General features: G+C 74.0%; 12 protein-coding genes and 1 pseudogene. 8 read left to right on the top strand and 5 right to left on the bottom strand.

Annotated elements, in window-relative coordinates:
• Nucleotides 1-88: 88 nt before the first annotated feature.
• Nucleotides 89-547, top strand: coding sequence for an SRPBCC family protein (locus tag ACFYNX_RS00560; protein WP_388656055.1), 459 nt, complete (start codon nt 89-91; stop codon nt 545-547).
• Nucleotides 548-600: 53 nt separating this feature from the next.
• Here ACFYNX_RS00560 and ACFYNX_RS00555 read toward each other — a convergent pair whose 3' ends face one another.
• On the bottom strand, nt 601-1,587 hold the full coding sequence (locus ACFYNX_RS00555; RefSeq protein WP_388656052.1) for an MBL fold metallo-hydrolase: 987 nt from the start codon (nt 1,585-1,587) through the stop codon (nt 601-603).
• A gap of 264 nt (nt 1,588-1,851) precedes the next feature.
• On the opposite strand from ACFYNX_RS00555, the gene tsaD reads away from it, so the two are divergent.
• Together tsaD and alaS are read left to right on the top strand one after the other, a co-directional pair.
• Nucleotides 1,852-2,922 (top strand): tRNA (adenosine(37)-N6)-threonylcarbamoyltransferase complex transferase subunit TsaD, encoded by a 1,071-nt coding sequence (tsaD, locus tag ACFYNX_RS00550; protein ID WP_388656049.1) that lies wholly within the window; start codon nt 1,852-1,854, stop codon nt 2,920-2,922.
• A gap of 55 nt (nt 2,923-2,977) precedes the next feature.
• Nucleotides 2,978-5,623, top strand: a complete 2,646-nt coding sequence (gene alaS / locus ACFYNX_RS00545; RefSeq protein WP_388656046.1) for an alanine--tRNA ligase — start codon at nt 2,978-2,980, stop codon at nt 5,621-5,623.
• A 157-nt stretch (nt 5,624-5,780) separates the two neighbouring features.
• On the opposite strand, the pseudogene ACFYNX_RS00540 reads toward alaS, so the two are convergent.
• Nucleotides 5,781-5,927: pseudogene (locus ACFYNX_RS00540) on the bottom strand (3-hydroxyisobutyrate dehydrogenase); the annotation flags it as partial.
• A 163-nt stretch (nt 5,928-6,090) separates the two neighbouring features.
• Between ACFYNX_RS00540 and ACFYNX_RS00535 the strand changes: the two are divergent.
• Nucleotides 6,091-6,600 carry a hypothetical protein gene (locus ACFYNX_RS00535; protein ID WP_388656043.1) on the top strand — a complete coding sequence of 170 codons (510 nt, stop codon included), beginning with the start codon at nt 6,091-6,093 and terminating at the stop codon, nt 6,598-6,600.
• A 99-nt stretch (nt 6,601-6,699) separates the two neighbouring features.
• Here ACFYNX_RS00535 and ACFYNX_RS00530 read toward each other — a convergent pair whose 3' ends face one another.
• Nucleotides 6,700-7,755: a mechanosensitive ion channel family protein gene (locus ACFYNX_RS00530; RefSeq protein ID WP_388656040.1), complete on the bottom strand. Its 1,056-nt coding sequence runs from the start codon at nt 7,753-7,755 to the stop codon at nt 6,700-6,702.
• A gap of 98 nt (nt 7,756-7,853) precedes the next feature.
• Complete coding sequence (locus ACFYNX_RS00525) at nt 7,854-9,254, bottom strand: MFS transporter (protein ID WP_388656037.1); 1,401 nt, start codon at nt 9,252-9,254, stop codon at nt 7,854-7,856.
• A 117-nt stretch (nt 9,255-9,371) separates the two neighbouring features.
• Here ACFYNX_RS00525 and ACFYNX_RS00520 point away from each other — a divergent pair, with 117 nt between their 5' ends.
• Together ACFYNX_RS00520 and ACFYNX_RS00515 are read left to right on the top strand one after the other, a co-directional pair.
• Nucleotides 9,372-10,289 (top strand): LysR family transcriptional regulator, encoded by a 918-nt coding sequence (locus tag ACFYNX_RS00520; RefSeq protein WP_365545696.1) that lies wholly within the window; start codon nt 9,372-9,374, stop codon nt 10,287-10,289.
• A 192-nt stretch (nt 10,290-10,481) separates the two neighbouring features.
• Nucleotides 10,482-10,835, top strand: coding sequence for a serine protease inhibitor (locus ACFYNX_RS00515; RefSeq protein WP_388657781.1), 354 nt, complete (start codon nt 10,482-10,484; stop codon nt 10,833-10,835).
• A 30-nt stretch (nt 10,836-10,865) separates the two neighbouring features.
• Here ACFYNX_RS00515 and ACFYNX_RS00510 read toward each other — a convergent pair whose 3' ends face one another.
• The gene (locus tag ACFYNX_RS00510) at nt 10,866-11,519 is read right to left on the bottom strand and encodes a hypothetical protein (protein ID WP_388656034.1); all 654 of its coding nucleotides are present in this window, start codon (nt 11,517-11,519) and stop codon (nt 10,866-10,868) included.
• Nucleotides 11,520-11,739: 220 nt separating this feature from the next.
• Between ACFYNX_RS00510 and ACFYNX_RS00505 the strand changes: the two genes are divergently transcribed.
• Together ACFYNX_RS00505 and zwf are read left to right on the top strand one after the other, a co-directional pair.
• Nucleotides 11,740-13,230: a sugar porter family MFS transporter gene (locus ACFYNX_RS00505; RefSeq protein WP_388656031.1), complete on the top strand. Its 1,491-nt coding sequence runs from the start codon at nt 11,740-11,742 to the stop codon at nt 13,228-13,230.
• The gene (zwf, locus tag ACFYNX_RS00500; protein ID WP_388656028.1) at nt 13,227-14,657 is read left to right on the top strand and encodes a glucose-6-phosphate dehydrogenase; all 1,431 of its coding nucleotides are present in this window, start codon (nt 13,227-13,229) and stop codon (nt 14,655-14,657) included. The genes ACFYNX_RS00505 and zwf overlap by 4 nt, the downstream gene beginning before the upstream one ends.
• The last annotated feature ends 14 nt before the right edge of the window (nt 14,658-14,671 follow it).

The raw sequence follows: 14,671 nt of genomic DNA, 5'->3' as shown, positions 1-14,671 counted from the left end.
GGGGGCGCATAGGGTCGCGGTGCCGTCGCGACCGGACCGGAGGCACGACGCGGGGGAGGGGCACGGCCCGGCCGACCGGAGGAGACCCGTGTCAGGACAGTTCGAAGCGACGACCGAGATCGACCGGCCGATCGAGGACGTGTTCGCGTACCTCGCCGACGGGCGCAACGACCCGCAGTTCAGCCCCCGGGTCCTGCGGATCGACCGGGTCCCCGACGGCCCGACCGCCGTGGGCACGGTCTTCCGGAGCACCGTCAAGGACGCCGGGATGAGGTCCGCGCGGGAGTTCCGCGTCACCGCCCTCGAAACCCCGACCCGGATCCGGTGGGCCGAGGTCTCGAAGAACAGCGTGACGGCCCGCGAGGGCGGCTACGACCTGCGGCCGCTCCCGAACGGCGGGACGCGGGTCCGCATCTTCAACGTCCTGGAGGGCCACGGGATCGGCAAGCTCCTCGTCGGCCTCGCGCTCGCCGCCGCCCGCAAGGACGCCGACGCCTTCGGCACCCGGATCAAGGCGGCGGCCGAGGCGGCGATCCCTCCCCGCTGACGGCCTCGCCCCCGCCGGACCTGGGGCGCGGCGCGTCCGCCCGCCCCCGGCCGTCAGCGCGGCTCCGGACCCGGCCACGCGCGCGGGTACGGCACCCGCAGCGACCCGGCCGGTACGGGGGTGTGGTCGGCGGACGCGTGCAGACGCCCGTCCCGCAGGGCGACCGCGCCGCTGCCGAGCATGGACGCGACCAGCTCGGCGGCCAGCGCCTCCGGCGCGAGGCCCAGGAGGCGGGCCGCGTCGGTCAGCCAGGCCCGCGCGAGCAGACAGGGCTCGACCTCACCGGCCGGGACGCCCCCGCGGATCACCAGGGCGAACGCGAAGATCCGGCGGGCGCCGTACCAGACGGCCCCGGCGGGGTCGTCGACGAGGCGCTGCGCCCGGCGCAGGGCGGCGGCGAAGGCGGCGGCCGGGTCGGCGGGGACCGGACCGTGGGACGGCAGGACCACGCGCGGGCCGAGGTCGGCCATCCGCTCGAGGGAGGCCAGCGCGGTGGCGGCCGCGTCCGGACCGTCGAGGGCGAGGTTCACCCAGCCGACGTCGTAGTCCGACAGCGCGTCCCCGACCACGAGCAGCCCCTCGTCCGGCTGCCACAGGGCCAGGTGGCCCGGCGTGTGACCGGGCGTGCGGACGACCTCCCACTCGGCGTCGCCGAGCCGGAGCACCTGTCCGTCGTCGAGCGACACGTCGACCGTGTACGGGGCCACCGGCTGGTCCAGGTACTCCGCCGCGCAGCAGCCCGGGTCCCGGCGCGCGATCGCCTCCGCCTCCGGCGCCCCGGCGGCGACGCCCGCGCCCCGCGCCTGGAGGAGGGCGTTGCCGCCGACGTGGTCGGAGTGCCAGTGGGTGTTCACGACGAGTTCGACCTCCCCGGCCCGCTCGCGGACCCAGGCGGCGGTCTCCTCGGCGTGCCCCGTGAAACCGGAGTCGACCAGGGCCGGCCGCCGCCCGTGGAGCAGCAGCGTGTTGGCGTCGGGGAAGGGCCGCTGCCACCAGGTGACCCAGGAGGGCAGCGGGGGCGGGACCTGCCGCGCGTTCACCGTCCGGCCCCTTCCGGCCGTATCCGGTCTTCCACGTGCTCTCCTCCGCTATCGGCCGACGGACGTCACGGACGGCGGGTGCGCGGCGGTACGGGCCCACCGGCCGCGGCCTCCCACCCGTGACGATCATCATGTCACCGGACCTCACCGGACCTCACCGGACCTCACCGGGTCCGGGCCTTCGGGGACCCCGGCCCATTCGCCCCCACCCGCCTTGTTGCACATATATTGCAGGTGCGGAAAGAGTGCAGAAGGAGTGAAGCGGTGGGCGGACCAGTAGTCCTCGGGATCGAGTCCTCGTGCGACGAGACCGGGGCGGGGATCGTGCGGGACGGGCAACTGCTCGCGCACGTCGTGGCGACCAGCATGGACGAGCACGCACGGTTCGGCGGGGTCGTGCCCGAGATCGCCGCGCGGGCGCACCTGCACTCCTTCAACCCCGTCGTGCGGGAGGCCCTCGACCGGGCCGGGCTGCGGCTGAACCAGATCGACGCGGTCGCCGTCACCACCGGGCCCGGCCTCTCCGGCGCCCTCCAGGTCGGCCTCGCCGGAGCGAAGACGCTCGCCTACGCCGCCGGGATCCCGCTGTACGGCGTGCACCACCTCGCCGGACACGTCGCCGCCGACATCCTGGAGCACGGCCCGCTGCCCAGCCCCTGCGTCGTCCTGATCGTCTCCGGCGGCCACACCTCCCTGCTCCTGGTCCGGGACCTGGTCCGCGAGCCGATCCTGCACCTGGGCGACACCCTCGACGACGCGGCGGGGGAGTGCTTCGACAAGGTGGCCCGCATCCTCGGGCTGCCCTACCCCGGCGGGCCCGCTATCGACCGGGCCGCCCGGGACGGCGACCCGCGCGCCGTGGACTTCCCCCGGCCGCTGACCCGCGGCGGGGACGACCCGTACGCCTTCTCCTTCTCCGGACTCAAGACCGCCGCCGCCCGCTGGGTCGAGAAGCACCGCCTCCAGGGCCTGGACGTGCCCGTCGCCGACGGCGCCGCCGCCCTCCAGGAGGCCGTCGCCGACGTCCTCAGCCGCAAGGCCCTCGCCGCCTGCGCGGCCCACGACGTCAAGACGCTGATCGTGGTCGGCGGCGTCGCCGCGAACTCCCGCGTCCGCGCCCTCACCGAGCGGCGCTGCGCCGCCGCCGGGGTCGAGCTGCGCGTCCCGCCCATGACGCTGTGCACCGACAACGGCGCCATGATCGCCGCCGTCGGCGACCTCCTCGTACGGTCGGGAGCGCAGCCCGCCCCGCTGGACGTGTCGATCGATCCGTCCGCGCCCCTGGAGTACGCCTCCCTCACCCCGCTCCCCGCCCCCTCCGTCCGGGCCGCCTGACCGTCGCCCTCCACCGGAAACCGACCGTCCCCCTCCACCGGAAGCAGTGAGAACCTTGCGCACCGCCGACATCCGCCAGCGCTTCCTCGATTACTTCGCCGCCCGGGGACACGCCGTCGTGCCCAGCGCGCCGCTGCCCACCCCCGACCCCACCCTGCTGTTCGTCAACGCCGGCATGGTCCCCTTCAAGCCGTACTTCACCGGCGAGGCGACCCCCCTGTGGCAGCGGGCCACGAGCGTGCAGAAGTGCGTGCGGACCCTGGACATCGAGGAGGTCGGGAAGACCACCCGGCACGGCTCCTTCTTCCAGATGAACGGCAACTTCTCCTTCGGGGACTACTTCAAGGAGGAGGCCATCGCCTTCGCCTGGGACCTGTCCACGAAGCCGTGGGCCGAGGGCGGCTACGGGCTCGACCCCGAGAAGATCTGGGTGACCGTGCACCACTCCGACACCGACGCCCGCGGCATCTGGCGCGAGGTCGCCGGCCTGCCCGACGAGCGGATCGTGGCGCGCGGCGACGAGGACAACTTCTGGTCCATGGGCGTCCCCGGCCCCTGCGGACCCTGCTCCGAGCTGTACTACGACCGCGGCCCGGCCCTCGGCCGCGAGGGCGGACCCGCCGTCGACGAGGACCGGTACATGGAGTTCTGGAACCTCGTCTTCATGCAGTACGAGCGCGGCGGGGGCCCCGGCAAGAGCGGCTACCCGATCCTCGGCGAACTGCCCCGCCGCAACATCGACACCGGCATGGGCCTGGAGCGGATGGCCACCCTCCTCCAGGGCGTCGACAACCTCTACGAGATCGACGAGACCCGTCCCGTCCTCGACCGGGCCGCCGCCCTCGCCGGCGTCCGCTACGGCGACGACGAGCAGGCCGACGTACGGCTCCGCGTGGTCGCCGACCACGTCCGCACCGCGCTCATGCTCCTCGCCGACGGCACCGCCCCCGGAAACGAGGGACGCGGCTACGTCCTGCGCCGCATCCTGCGCCGCTCGGTCCGCTCCATGCGCCAGCTCGGCTTCCAGGACCCCGCCCTGCCCGAACTGCTGCCCGTCGCCCGCGACTGCATGGCCCCCGGCCGTCCCGAGGTCGTCGAGTCCTACGCCCGCGTCTCCGACCAGGCGTACGGCGAGGAGGACGCCTTCCGCGCCACCCTCAAGCAGGGCACCACCGTCCTCGACACCGCCGTCGCCAAGGTCAAGGAGGGCGGCGGACGCTCCCTGCCCGGCGCCCAGGCGTTCCTGCTCCACGACACCTACGGCTTCCCCGTCGACCTCACCCTGGAGATGGCCGCCGAACAGGGCGTCGAGGTCGACCGCGAGGGCTTCACCGCCCTCATGAACGAGCAGCGCGAACGGGCCCGCGCCGACGCCCGCGCCCGCAAGTCCGGCGGCACGGCGGACACCACCGACCTCCGCACCGTCCTGGACGCCCACGGCCCCACCGACTGGCGGGCCTGGGACACCCTCACCACCGAGTCCCGCGTCCTCGCCCTCCTCGGCACCGAAGGTCCCGTCCCGGTGGCCCGCACCGGCGACCTCGTCACCGTCGTCCTCGACCGCACCCCCTTCTACGCCGAGTCCGGCGGCCAGGACAGCGACGCGGGCCTGCTCTCCGGGACCTCGGCCGAGGCCGAGGTCGTCGACGTCCAGCGGCCCCTGCCCGGTCTCGTCGTCCACCGGGTCAGGATCACGGCGGGCGAACTGGCCGTCGACGACACCGTGCACGCCGCCGTCGATCCCGAGTGGCGCCTCGGCGCCCGCCAGGCCCACTCCGGCACCCACGTCCTGCACGCGGCCCTGCGCGAGGTCCTCGGGCCCACCGCCCTCCAGTCCGGCTCCTACAACCGGCCCGGCTACCTCCGCCTCGACTTCCCCTGGCGCGGCGCCCTCTCCCCGGCCGTCCGGAGCGAGGTCGAGGAGGCCGCCAACCGGGCCCTGCGCCGCGACCTGCCCGTCACCGTCCGCTGGACGACCCTGCCCGAGGCCAAGGAGCTCGGCGCGCTCGCCCTCTTCGACGAGACGTACGGCGAGAAGGTGCGGGTCGTCGAGATCGGCGGCCCCTGGTCGCGCGAGCTGTGCGGCGGCACCCACGTCGACCACGCCTCCCAGATCGGCACGGTCGCCCTCACCGCCGAGTCCTCCGTCGGCGCCGGCATGCGCCGCCTGGAGGCGGCCGTCGGCATCGAGGGCTTCGGCTACCTCGCCCGCGAGCGCGACCTCGTGGGCCGGATCGCCGAGCAATTGAACGCGCCCCGCGCCGAACTGCCCGAGAGGATCGCCGGCCTCCTCGACCGCCTCAAGGCCGCCGACCGGGAGAACGCCCGCCTCAAGGCCCGGGCCACGGCCGCCCACGCCGCCGAACTCGCCGCGGGGGCCGTCGAGGCGGGGGACGCGCTGGTCGTCACCGCGACCGTCGACGGCGCCGCCGACGAGGCCCGCGCCCTCGCCCTCGCGGTCCGCGACCGCCTCCCGCACGCCCGCCCCGGCCTGGTCGCCGTCGCCACCTCGTCGGGCGGACTCGTCCTCACCGTCAACGCCCCGGCCCGCGAGGCCGGCCGGAACGCCTCCGCGACCGTCAAGCAGCTCCTCGGCGGCCGGGGCGGCGGCTCCCCGGAGATCGCCCAGGGCGGAGGCGTCCCCGCCGGGGACCTGACCGCGATCCTCGCGGACCTGCCCCGGGTCGTGGCCGGGGCCTGAACCGGTGGTCCCGCTCTCCGTGCCCGTGTGACCCGCCCCGGGCGCGGAAGCGGGGACCGGGCGACCCTTCGTACGGGCTCGTACGGGCGTGCACGAGCTCGTACGGGCTTGCACGGGCGTGTACGGGCTCGCGCGGGCGACCCTTTACGCGGGCGACCCCCTCCGCGAAGGCCGTGTACGATCCGGCTGCTTTCAGAGCCAGTTGCGCGTCCACGCCACCGGCCAGCAGGGCGTTGGCGGCCAGGTTCAGGTCCTCGGCCATCAGGGGCGCCGCGAAGCCCGGCCGGTAGTCGCGGTCGGCCGGATCCCGCCGATCCCCCTGCGGCCGGCCGGACCTCCGTCGCGCACGGGGTCTCCCGGGGCGTCCGGGTCTTCCCCCGCTCCCAAGGCCTGTCCGGCGGATCAGGGCCGTCGGCGTGCCCGGAAATTCCCGGTCGCGTCCTCGAACGACCGGGCAGAATCGCGGCATGACCGCCCCGCACCTCGACGAGGAACCGCCCGAGCACCGGAGGTTCGCCCGGTACCTGGAGGCGCTGGAAGCCGTACCGGAGGAGGCCGAGGCCGCGCTGGTGTCCGCCGTCCTGCGCGACCGGGACGCGACGACGGCCGGCAGCGCGGTGGTCCGTCACCTGGACCGCAGGGCCGCCGGCCTCCTGGCCGGCCCGCACTTCACGGAATGGGCCCGGCGCCTCGCCGGGACCGTCGCGGCCCACGACTTCCCCGCCCGCCGCCTGCGCGAGTGGTCCCTGCTCCACGCCCTCGTACGGGGCGAGGCCCGGCCCCCCGGAGAGCTCCTCGACGCGTCCGACTGGCTCCAGCGCACGGCCGCGTCCCGGCGCTTCGCGACGCCGCCCACCGCCCTCGCGCTCCTGGCCGAACGGGGACGCACCCGCCGCGTCCGGAACGAGGCGGGCCGGACGCTGCGGCACGGGCCGGTCCTTCGCGGCCGGTCGTCGGCGCACGAGCCGCCGGTCTGAGCGGGCGGACCCGCGCGGGTCGTTCGACACCGCCCCGTACGCGGAGCGTGCCGCCGTCCACCGCCTCGCCCTCGTCGCCCCGTCCGGGCGCGCGGCGGCTCAGGCCGCCTTGCCCGATTCCTCGGGAGCGGGGGCGGTGACGACCCGGGGGAGGGCGCCCGGGTGCTCCCGTGCCAGCCAGCGCACGAGTTCCTCGCGTACGGCGCACCGGGTCGTCCACAGGTCGTCGGCGTCCTTGGCGGTCACGATCGCGCGGACCGTGATGGAGGTCGGCGACGTGTCCGTGACGGCCAGGTCCCAGCCGCGCCCGTCCCAGGACGGACAGGCGGCGAGGAACTCCCGCAGGTGCGCCCGCATGAGCGCGACGGGGGTGGAGTGGTCGCAGTGGAGGAAGACCGAGCCCGTCATCTGGGCACCGCCCCGCGACCAGTTCTCGAACGGACGCGAGGTGAAGTACGAGACGGGCAGCGTCACCCGGCGCTCGTCCCAGGTCCTGACCGTGAGGAAGGTCAGCGTCACCTCCTCCACCATGCCCCACTCGCCGTCGACGACGACCGTGTCCCCGATGCGGACCATGTCGCCGAAGGCGATCTGGAAGCCGGCGAAGAGGTTGCCGAGCGTCGACTGCGCCGCCACGCCGGCCACGATGCCGATGATCCCGGCCGAGGCCAGCAGCGACGTGCCGAGGGTGCGGAAGGAGGGGAAGGTGACGAGGGCGACGGCGGCCGCGAGCACCCCGACGGCGACCGACACCACCCGCATGATCAGCGTGACCTGCGTACGGACCCGGCGCAGCCGCGCGGCGTCCCGCGCACGCCCGGCGTAGCGCGCGTACGAGGACTCGACGACGGCCGAGGCCGCCCGGATCGCCAGCCAGGCGCCGCCGCCTATCAGGGACAGCAGCAGCACGTGGCTCACCACCTGGGCGTGCTCGTCCAGGAGGGACGCGGCCGACGCCGGATAGGTCCAGCGGAGCAGCGCGGTCAGCAGGACGACGAACAGCGGCGTACGGCAGCGGCGCAGCAACCCCCACAGTGGTGTCTCGTGGTGGCGCGCGTCCGCGTGACGGGCCAATAGGTCCGCCAGGCGGACCACGACGAACGCCACGAGGGCCGAGCCGCCGACGGATGCCGCCAGCCGAAGAACGCTCTCCATGTGCTCCCCAGTCGATGAGACGAACAGGTTCGACGACTACGCCTGACCGTCGACCGGCACCCCAAACATCCCGCCGGACCGCCGCCGGCGGCCCGGACTCACCTCACCTGCGCCTTCAGCGCCCCGTCGCCGCCGCGCCACCACGCGAGCGTGACGAGGGACACGGCCAGGACGAGACCGGCGACCACGCGGAAGCCGAAGGACATCGCGGTGGAGAAGACCTCCGAGCCGTGGGAGGAGAGCGCCGTCCCCATGACGGCGACGCCCAGCGCGCTGCCGATCTCGCGGGTCGCGCCGTTCAGCCCCGACCCCAGACCGGCCCGGTCCTGCGGGAGGGAGGTCATGACGGCGGCCGACAGGACGGGGACGCACAGGCCCATGCCCAGGGAGAGGAGCACGAGGAAGAGGGCGTAGGGGGGGTACGGGGTGGAGGCGGTGGCGAAGGACATCAGGACCAGACCGGCGACGATGGCGGCCAGGCCGACGGCGACGACGCCGTCGCCGAAGCGGGCGGCCAGCCGGATGCTGTGGCGCGAGGCGATCATCATGCCGATCGCGAGGGGGGCGATCGCGCAGCCCGCGACCAGCGGCGAGTACCCCTTGGCGTACTGGAGGTACTGGGCGTTGACGTAGAAGAGGGAGAACAGGCCGAAGAACGCCGTCCCGACGCCGAGGGCACCGGCCCGCAGCCTGCGGACGCGGAAGACGCGCGGGTCGAGCAGCGGACGCTCCGCGCGCAGCGAGCGCGTCACGAACAGGGCGAGCAGGGCGGCCGACAGGAGCAGCCCGCCGATCACCCGCCCGGACGCCCAGCCGGACGAGGGCCCCTCGATGATCCCGTACAGCAGGGCGCCGACGCCCGCGACGAGCAGGGCCGAGCCCGGCAGGTCCAGGGTCGCGGGCCGCCGCCCGCCGCGCGGCGCGAAGCGGGCCGCCAGCAGGCCGAGGACGGCGGCCGGCGGCGCGACCGACAGGAACAGGCCCTGCCACGGCAGGTACTGGAGGGCCAGGCCCCCGCCGATGTTCCCGACGACACCGGCGATGCCGGTCGCGGCCGTCCAGACGGCGACCGCCTGCGGCCGCCCGGCCGGTTCGGTCACCTCCAGCATCAGCGACAGGGTGGTCGGCATGACGAGCGCCGCCCCCGCGCCGGTGACGGCCCGGCCGGCGATCAGGACGGCCACGCCGGGAGCGGCCGCCGACACGAGCGCGCCGGCCGCGACCAGGGCGAGCCCGGTCAGGAGCGCGCCCTTGCGGCCGTACCGGTCGCCGAGCGCGCCCGCGGGGATCAGCAGACAGCCGAAGACCAGCACGTAGGTGTCGACGATCCACAGCAACTGGCCGGGGGAGGGCGCGAGCGCGCTCGCCGCCAGTTTCGGGATCGCCAGGTTGACCGCCGCCACGAGCGACACCACCAGCACGGAGCACGCCGCCATGACGGCGTACACGGCCCGCAGGCCGACGGGGCGCGGCGCGGGACGCACTTCATCCAGGAGCATGGGAAGGATCTTTCGTTCGAAGAGACCGAAGGAGGGGGCCGGCCGGCCGTGCTGCCACGGTAGGCTCGCACCGGACTTGCCTTCAAATGCAACTTCGCGAAGAGATAAGTGCATGCCATGCAACTGAATCTGGACCTGAACCTGCTGGTCGCCCTGGACGCCCTCCTGGAGGAGGGCAGCGTCGGCGGCGCCGCCGACCGGCTCAACCTGTCCTCGCCCGCGATGAGCCGGACCCTCGGCCGCATCCGGCGCGCCCTCGGCGATCCCGTACTGGTCCGGTCCGGGCGGGCCATGGTCCCCACCCCGCGCGCCCTCGCCGTACGGGCCGAGGTCCACGAACTGGTCGTACGGGCCCGCGCCGTCTTCGCACCGGCCGGCGAGATCGACCCGGCCCGTCTCGAACGGGTCTTCACCCTCCAGGCGGACGAGTCCCTGGTCGTCCGCCTGGGCGCACCGCTCCTGACCCGGATGCGGGCCGAAGCCCCGGGCGTCTCCCTCCGGTTCCTGGGGGAGGGCCCGCAGGACGTGCAGTTCCTCCGCGAGGACCTGGCCGACCTGGAGATCGGCAACGTCACCGGCACCGGCCCCGAGACCCGGATCGAACCGCTCCTGGAGGACCGCTTCGTGGGCGTCGCCCGTGCCGGGCACCCCCTCCTGGACGGCGGGGCCACCCCCGCCGGGTTCGCCGCCGCCGACCACCTCAACTACTCGCGCCGGGGCCGGTTCACCGGCCCGATCGACACGGCCCTCGCCGAACACGGCCTGACGCGGCGGGTCGTGGCCGTCTACCCGACCTTCGCCTCGGCCCTCCTCGCCCTCCTCGACACCGACTTCGTCGGCATCCTCGGGGACCGCGTCCACTCGGCCACGGCCCGCCGCTTCGGCCTGGCCACCTTCCCGATCCCCCTCGACCTCCCCTCCCTCCACCTCTCCCTCGCCTGGCACCCCCGCTACGAGGCCGACCCCGCCCACGCCTGGTTGCGCGGCCTGGTGGGAGAGGTCGTCAGGACCGAACTGGGCGACGGGCCGGAGTGAGCCCGCACCGGCCGCAGCAGATCACGGCCCCACTGTCGACACGGATCCGACACTCCCGGCCCGCCCGGCGGCGACGCCCACCCCGCGGGCCCCCACCCGGCGACGCCCGCCGGATGGGGGCCGTACCGGTGACCGAAAGCCCGTCCATGGTGACCGCCGGGGCGGCGAATCGTTCTGCCGGACGTGAAGAAGATGCTCCTGGCGGCCCTCGCGGCCGCCTCCGCCACCGCCCTGATCGCTCCTGCCGTCGCCACCGCGGCCCCGGAGACCGCCGACGCCACCGCCACCGCGGTCCCCGCCGTCCTCGACGCGACCGCCCTGCCCGGCGCCCGTACGACGGATCCCACCGGGACGAGGACCCAGTGGCCCGAGACCCTCGGACTGCCGAAGGCCTGGGCCGAGAAGGTGATCCTGCGGGACCGGCCGGACCTGCGGGTCGTCCACGTCCCCGAGGGCGCCCTGGTCACCATGGAGTACGACGAGAACCGCGTCCGGATCGTCCACGATGCCTTCGGCCTCGTCACCCAGGTCCCCACCATCGGCTAGGGCCGCCTTCCGGATCACGGCCGGTCCGGTTCACGCGTCCGGCCAGTCCAGGCACTCCTCGTGGAACCTCCCGGCGAAGGCGTTCCGCGCGTGGGCCCGCATCCGCGGGCCGTACACGGGATCGGCGGCGAGCGAGGAGTAGCCGCCCTCCGGCCGCGCGACGAGGCCCGCCGTGTCCGCCAGGCAGACGTCGAGGCCCGGGTACATCAGCTCGACGCACGGCAGGTCGTCCACGTCGAGCGCGAACACCGGGTACTCGCCGTACGCGTCCGGCTCGCCCGTGGCGAGGACCCGGCGGGAGTCGGAACCACCGGGCAGGAGGAAGCACTCGTCGAAGCGCTCCGACAGCGCCTCGAAGGGTGCTCCCCAGCCGTCGCCGAACTCGTCGCGGCCGATCCGCCCGAGCGTCCGCGGGGTGAAGCGCGCCCCGGAGCCGAACCAGCCGAACCGGCGCAGCAGACCGCTGTCGAACGCCAGCCACCGGCGCAGACCGGGCGGCAGCGGGCGCCCGCTCGGGAACACGGCCCCCGCGAGCACGTCGTCGGCCAGCGGCTCCGCCGCTCCCGCCACCCAGGGCCCCGCCCACGCGTCGTACTCCAGCACCGGCCGCCCGGGATCGGCGCGGACGGAGGCCACGACGCGGTCGGTCAGCGGAACGCCGTGCTCGGCGGAGGGGTTCCCCATGATGCGGATCGTCCTGTTCGCGGTGTGCTGACGGTCGGTGCTCGGTCGGCCCCAACCTACGGCCCCCCACCGACACACGGCACGGCCTCCCGGTTCACCCGATCGCCCGCACAGATGTCGTCACCACCGCCGTGCGGTGACGATGATCGCGAACGGCACCGAAAGGGCACCGAGGAGACGGGCGTCGAGACGGCGTGCGTCCGGAAGACGAAGGCGTCGCATGGTCCAGGGATTTTCCAGAGAGCCGGGGACCCGCGGTCCGCTCACCGAGGTCGCGCCGGAGGGCATACGGAGGATCACCCTCTGGGCCGCCGCGATCGCGCTGGGCGGCTTCCTGTTCGGCTTCGACACCGGCGTCGTCTCCGGCGCGCTGCTCTACATCAAGGAGGACTTCGACCTCAACTCCTTCGAACAGGGCAGCGTGGTCAGCGTCCTGCTCATCGGCGCCGTGGTCGGCGCCACCTCGGCGGGCCGCCTCGCCGACCTGCTCGGCAGACGCAAGGCCCTGCGCCTCATCGGCGTCGTGTTCGTCGTCGGCACCGCGATCGCCGCCCTGGCGAACGGCTACCTGACCCTCATGGCGGGCCGGATCGTGCTCGGACTCTCCGTCGGAGCCGCCTCCGCGACGGTGCCGGTCTACCTCTCGGAGATCTCGCCGACGAGGATCCGCGGCCGGCTGCTCACCATGAACCAGCTCATGATCACGATCGGCATCCTCGTCGCGTACCTCGTCAACCTCGCCTTCGCGAGCAGCGAGGCGTGGCGGGCGATGTTCGCCGTCGGTGCGGTTCCCGCCCTGCTCATGATCGCCGCCACGCTGTGGCTGCTGCCCGAGTCGCCGCAGTGGCTGATCTCCCACGGGCAGGAGGACGCGGCACGCCGGGGGATCGCCGCCCTGACCGACGGGCCGACGGCCGACGAACTGGTCCGGCGGTCCCGGCGGCGCATGGCCGAGGACCGCGAGAAGCAGGAGCGCGACGAGGCGGCGGGCGCGAAGGGGACCCGGCGGCTGCTGGCCCCCGACGTGCGGCCGGCCCTGATCGTCGGACTCACCCTCGCCGCCGTCCAGCAGTTCGGCGGCATCAACACGATCATCTACTACGCGCCGACCATCATCCAGCAGACCGGACTCGACGCCTCGAACGCCATCCTCTACTCGGTCTTCATCGGCCTCATCAACCTCGTCATGACCCTGGTGGCGATCAAGCTGGTGGACCGGGTCGGACGACGGCCCATGGTCCTTGTCTCGCTCGGCCTGATGGCGGTCTCGATCTTCCTGCTGGGCCTGGCGTTCGTCGTGGACATGAACGCGGAACTGACCCTGATGTTCATGGTGATCTACATCGCCGCCTTCGCGGGAGGCCTCGGACCCGTCTTCTGGACCCTGATCGGGGAGATCTTCCCGCCGTCCGTCCGGGCCGAGGGATCGAGTCTCTCCACCGCCGTCAACTGGGTGTCCAACTTCGTCGTCAGCCTCGCCTTCCTGCCCCTGGCCGGCCTCGTCGGCCAGGGCGAGACCTTCTGGATCTTCGCGGGGATCTGCCTGCTCGCGTTCCTCTTCGTCAGCCGGTACCTGCCCGAGACCCGCGGCCGCGACCCCGAGCAGATCGAAGAGGCCCTCGACGCCCGCTTCCCGCACGGGCCGGACCACCGGGACCGCTCCGGCGACCCCGACGGGACGGCATCCCCGCAGAAAGGACGCTCGCGATGAGCGACACCCTCCTCGGCCCCGACGACCTCGAGACCGCCGACGCCCTCGTACTCTTCGGCATCACCGGCGACCTCGCCAAGAAGATGCTGCTGCCCGCCCTGTACCGCCTCACCGAGGACGACAGGCTCACCGTCCCCGTCATCGGCGTCGCCGCCGGGGACTGGGACGACGAGGCGCTGCGCCGGCACGCCCGGGAGGCGGTCGCCGCCGCCGTCCCCGACCTCGACGAGGAGGTCTTCGCCCGGCTCGCGGCGAACCTGTCCATCGTCACCGGCGACTTCACCGACACGGCCACCTTCGACCGGCTCCGCGAGGCCGTCGACGGGCACCGCTTCGTCACCCACTACCTGGCGATCCCGCCGTCCCTGTTCACCACCGTCGCCCGCGCCCTCGCCGAAGCGGGCCTGAACCGCGACGCCCGCCTGGTGGTCGAGAAGCCGTTCGGGCACGACACGGACTCCGCGCGCAAGCTCCAGGAGGAACTGAACGCCTGCTTCGACGACCGCCACCTGCTGCGGGTCGACCACTTCCTCGGCAACACCGCCGTGGAGAGCCTGATGGTCGCCCGCTTCGCCAACACCCTCCTCGCCCCGATCTGGCACCGCTCCTACGTCGACAACGTCCAGATCACCCTCGCGGAGGACTTCGACGTCGCCGACCGCGGCTCCTTCTACGACGCCGTCGGCTGTCTGCGCGACGTCGTCCAGAACCACCTGCTCCAGGTCCTCGCCTTCCTCGCGATGGACCCGCCCAGCGTCTCCAACGCCCGCGCCCAGGGCCTGGAGAAGTGGCGGGTCCTGCACGCCACCCGCACCATGGACCCCGCCGCCACCGTCCGGGGCCAGTACGGGGGCTACCTCGGGGTCGAAGGCGTCCGGCCGGACTCCACCACCGAGACGTACTTCGCCACCCGCCTGTTCATCGACAACTGGCGCTGGGCCGGAGTCCCCTTCTACCTGCGCAGCGGCAAGGCGCTGGCCGTCACCGCCACCGAGGTGATCGTCCAGCTCCGCACCCCTCCCCTCGAACTCTTCGGCGGCGACGCGGCGGAGACCCCGCCCAACCTCATCCGCTTCCGCATCGACGGGGACACCGGCATCCGGGCCGACCTGATGCTCCGCAAGCCTGGGGAAGGCGTGGAACGCCCGGTGACCGTGCCCATCGGCGTCGACTTCGCGAAGGTCCTCGGACGCCAGGAACTGCCGTACGAGAACATCCTCCGGGGCGCCGTCGTCGGCGACCCCGAGACCTTCGCCTTCTTCCCCACGATCCTGGAGTGCTGGCGGATCGTCGGGCCCGTCCTCGATCCCGTCGGGCCGCCCCTGCCGTACGAACCCGGCACCTGGGGACCGGAGGCGGCCGACCGGCTCCCCGACCTGGAGTACTGGCACCAGCCGGGACGCCGCCTCTTCGAGGACGTCGGCTGACGGGGAACGGGCGG

This window comes from Streptomyces sp. NPDC007872, assembly GCF_042868165.1.
Taxonomy (GTDB): Bacteria; Actinomycetota; Actinomycetes; order Streptomycetales; family Streptomycetaceae; genus Streptomyces.
Note: the sequence above shows the minus strand (reverse complement) of the source record. Positions and strands in the feature narration are given on the sequence as shown.